The sequence below is a fragment of the Arthrobacter cupressi genome (assembly GCF_900099975.1).
Lineage (GTDB): Bacteria > Actinomycetota > Actinomycetes > Actinomycetales > Micrococcaceae > Arthrobacter > Arthrobacter cupressi.
Map to the genome: position 1 here is coordinate 1 of NZ_FNEI01000031.1, position 3,063 is coordinate 3,063.

The window sequence follows — 3,063 nt, forward strand, 5'->3', positions numbered from 1 at the left end:
GGGGAGTTGATAACCGAGCGGTGATCCCAGGATGTCCGAATGGGGAAACCCCGCACAACGCTGTGAGGTGATTGTGTGACCCGTACCTGAATATATAGGGTGCGTGGGGGGAACGCGGGGAAGTGAAACATCTCAGTACCCGCAGGAAGAGAAAACAAGAGTGATTCCGTTAGTAGTGGCGAGCGAACGCGGATCAGGCTAAACCGACCCATGTGTGATAGCCGGCGGGCGTTGCGTGGGCGGGGTTGTGGGGTTTTTATGTGCTGGTTCTGCCGGACCGGCGGGGTGTGTGTGCGTGCATAGGCGAACGGTTTTGAAAGGCCGGCCGGAGAGGGTGTGAGTCCCGTAGCCGTAATGTGTTGTGCCGCCCTTGTATTGATTCCCAAGTAGCACGGGGCCCGAGAAATCCCGTGTGAATCTGTCAGGACCACCTGATAAGCCTAAATACTTCCTGATGACCGATAGCGGACCAGTACCGTGAGGGAAAGGTGAAAAGTACCCCGGGAGGGGAGTGAAACAGTACCTGAAACCGTGTGCTTACAATCCGTCAGAGCAGCCTTGTTGTTGTGATGGCGTGCCTTTTGAAGAATGAGCCTGCGAGTTAGTGTTACGTCGCGAGGTTAACCCGTGGGGGGTAGCCGTAGCGAAAGCGAGTCTGAACAGGGCGAGTGTAGTGGCGTGATCTAGACCCGAAGCGGAGTGATCTACCCATGGCCAGGTTGAAGCGACGGTAAGACGTCGTGGAGGACCGAACCCACTTCAGTTGAAAATGGAGGGGATGAGCTGTGGGTAGGGGTGAAAGGCCAATCAAACTCCGTGATAGCTGGTTCTCCCCGAAATGCATTTAGGTGCAGCGTTGCGTGTTTCTTGCCGGAGGTAGAGCTACTGGATGGCCGATGGGCCCTACAAGGTTACTGACGTCAGCCAAACTCCGAATGCCGGTAAGTGAGAGCGCAGCAGTGAGACTGTGGGGGATAAGCTTCATAGTCGAGAGGGAAACAGCCCAGACCACCAACTAAGGCCCCTAAGCGTGTGCTAAGTGGGAAAGGATGTGGAGTTGCTTAGACAACCAGGAGGTTGGCTTAGAAGCAGCCACCCTTGAAAGAGTGCGTAATAGCTCACTGGTCAAGTGATTCCGCGCCGACAATGTAGCGGGGCTCAAGTACACCGCCGAAGTTGTGGCATTCACACATTTTCCAAGCCTTTGTGGTTCAGGAGTGTGGATGGGTAGGGGAGCGTCGTGTGGGCGGTGAAGCTGCGGTGGAAACCAGTGGTGGAGCCTACACGAGTGAGAATGCAGGCATGAGTAGCGAAAGACGGGTGAGAAACCCGTCCGCCGAATGATCAAGGGTTCCAGGGTCAAGCTAATCTGCCCTGGGTAAGTCGGGACCTAAGGCGAGGCCGACAGGCGTAGTCGATGGACAACGGGTTGATATTCCCGTACCGGCGAAGAACCGCCCATACCAAGCGGGGGATACTAACCGCCCGAAACCTGCCCGACACCCCTTGTGGGTGGAGGGTTTTGGTGGAGCGCGGGACCTGATCCCGGGAGGTAAGCGTATTAACAGGTGTGACGCAGGAAGGTAGCCGGGCCGGGCGATGGTTGCCCCGGTCTAAGGATGTAGGGCGAACGGTAGGCAAATCCGCCGTTCATGTGCCTGAGATCTGATGGGACCCCCGCTTGGGGGGATCCGGTGATCCTATGCTGCCTAGAAAAGCATCGGCGCGAGGTTCCAGCTGCCCGTACCCCAAACCGACACAGGTGATCAGGTAGAGAATACCAAGGCGATCGAGAGAATTATGGTTAAGGAACTCGGCAAAATGCCCCCGTAACTTCGGGAGAAGGGGGGCCCGGACCGTGAAACCCACTTGCTGGGTGGAGCGGGCAAGGGCCGCAGAGACCAGGGGGAAGCGACTGTTTACTAAAAACACAGGTCCGTGCGAAGTCGCAAGACGATGTATACGGACTGACTCCTGCCCGGTGCTGGAAGGTTAAGAGGACCGGTTAGCCACTTGTGGCGAAGCTGAGAATTTAAGCCCCAGTAAACGGCGGTGGTAACTATAACCATCCTAAGGTAGCGAAATTCCTTGTCGGGTAAGTTCCGACCTGCACGAATGGAGTAACGACTTCCCCGCTGTCTCAACCATAAACTCGGCGAAATTGCAGTACGAGTAAAGATGCTCGTTACGCGCAGCAGGACGGAAAGACCCCGAGACCTTTACTATAGTTTGGTATTGGTGTTCGGAGTGGCTTGTGTAGGATAGGTGGGAGACTGTGAAGCCCGGACGCCAGTTCGGGTGGAGTCATCGTTGAAATACCACTCTGGTCACTTTGGACATCTAACTTCGGCCCGTGATCCGGGTCAGGGACAGTGCCTGATGGGTAGTTTAACTGGGGCGGTTGCCTCCTAAAAAGTAACGGAGGCGCCCAAAGGTTCCCTCAGCCTGGTTGGCAATCAGGTGTCGAGTGTAAGTGCACAAGGGAGCTTGACTGTGAGAGAGACATCTCAAGCAGGGACGAAAGTCGGGACTAGTGATCCGGCGGTACATTGTGGAATGGCCGTCGCTCAACGGATAAAAGGTACCTCGGGGATAACAGGCTGATCTTGCCCAAGAGTCCATATCGACGGCATGGTTTGGCACCTCGATGTCGGCTCGTCGCATCCTGGGGCTGGAGTAGGTCCCAAGGGTTGGGCTGTTCGCCCATTAAAGCGGTACGCGAGCTGGGTTTAGAACGTCGTGAGACAGTTCGGTCCCTATCCGCTGCGCGCGCAGGAAATTTGAGAAGGGCTGTCCTTAGTACGAGAGGACCGGGACGGACGAACCTCTGGTGTGTCAGTTGTACTGCCAAGTGCACCGCTGATTAGCTACGTTCGGATGGGATAACCGCTGAAAGCATCTAAGCGGGAAGCTCGCTTCAAGATGAGATTTCCATACACCTCGCGTGTGAGAGGCCCCCAGCCAGACCACTGGGTTGATAGGCCGGACGTGGAAGACAGGACCAACGACTGTCGAAGCCGACCGGTACTAATAGGCCGACAACTTACACCACACACCACCCCC

1 rRNA gene is annotated in these 3,063 nt (G+C 56.1%); it reads left to right on the top strand.

Annotated elements, in window-relative coordinates:
* Nucleotides 1-3,052 (top strand): 23S ribosomal RNA (locus BLP88_RS18510); the annotation flags it as partial.
* Between the last annotated feature and the right edge of the window lie 11 nt (nucleotides 3,053-3,063).